2 protein-coding genes are annotated in these 1,382 nt (G+C 45.1%); both read right to left on the bottom strand.

Going from position 1 to position 1,382, the window contains the following annotated elements; genetic code table 11:
- A partial coding sequence (locus P0108_RS07095; RefSeq protein ID WP_473730935.1) for a sigma factor-like helix-turn-helix DNA-binding protein occupies positions 1-114 on the bottom strand: 114 nt, incomplete at its 3' end.
- A gap of 61 nt (positions 115-175) precedes the next feature.
- On the bottom strand, positions 176-1,382 hold a 1,207-nt coding region (locus P0108_RS07090), incomplete at its 5' end, for a DNA polymerase (protein WP_473730934.1).

The following is a 1,382-nucleotide window of genomic DNA, read 5'->3' as shown; positions in this document are numbered from 1 at the left end:
GTTACGTTTGCAGTAGCTTTTAATCGTATTAACGGAAATATCCATTCGGTTTGCAATCTGCGTATAGCTAAGGCCTTCATCTCTTAGCAATTTGACCTTGCGTTGTTCTTCCATATTCATAAAAAGGCCACCTCCTATGAGGTAGCCTTGGGAAAGAATAAAATCTGACGGTTTTTTAATCTTTTTTGTAAAAATCGCACTCGTAGCCGTCAGCTCGTAAAAAAAGTCCTTCTGCCCAAGGTGGTGTTCTTCCCATTAGCTCACACACGCTTTGAACACTCACGCTTTTATCGGTTTCGATAATGGCTTCATCATGCACGTGAGCAACGATGCGATATTCTTTCAGCGTTTGCATGGCGTAAAGTAGAATGTCACGAGCTATAGCTTGCGTAATGTTTTCCACGAATTTAGGACCGTAGCTTTCCAGCCGCTCCCATTTTTTAGTAGATCCAACACCCTCATAGGTGACTGATTCACCACCATACTTGTTTTCTTCCACACGTGGCTTCACATAGTAAAGGCATCTTTTCGAAGGCAGTTCGATGATAAGAAACCCACTCTTGTAAGTGAACACAATATTGTGTGTTCGAACAGATACATGTTCGTGTACACACTGTTTTACCGCTCTGTCCACATCCCACCACAATGTTGTCACCATCGGATTAGATGATCTCCACGCATCAACAAGAGGCTGCAGCTCATCCTCGTTAAGACCCATGTCGAGTGCTCCCATAGCTTTTAACGCTCCAACAGAGCCGCCATATCCAAGAGCAAGTTCCGCAATCTTACCTTTCTGCCGCAGGTGCCCGTTTACTCCGTGCTTTTCAACAGGTACGCCAAACATTTGAGAGGCTGACGAGCAGTAGATGTCTTTGCCTTCCTCGAATACTTGCATACGCCATTTTTCACCCGCAAGCCAAGCCAAGACTCTCGCTTCGATTGCTGAAAAGTCTGCGACAATAAACTTAAATCCCGTGCGTGGAATAAAAGCAGTGCGGATAAGCTGGGATAAAGTATCCGGAATATCCTCATAAAGCATTTCCAACGCTTCAACATTTCCCTGTTTAACAAGACTTCTAGCCTCAGCTAGATCAGGCAGATGGTTTTGTGGTAGGTTTTGTAATTGAACGAGCCTTCCCGCGAACCTTCCGGTACGGTTTGCACCATAGAAGCGAAACATGCCACGCTCCCGATAATCCATGCAGGCAGCGTTTTTCATCGCCGTATACTTTTTCACCGATGATTTGGCAAGCTGCTGGCGAAGCCGTAAAACTTCCGCCAACTCTTTACCCACTGTTTTAAGCTCTTTAGCGACTTCTTTTTTACCAAGCGACTCCATTTCAAGACCATGCTCTTTAAGCCAAGAGCGCATTTGTAACACG

The organism is Gardnerella sp. c10Ua_244, assembly GCF_055818055.1.
The sequence above is the reverse complement of the archived record's forward strand: the minus strand, read 5'-3'. Positions and strand labels throughout refer to the sequence as shown.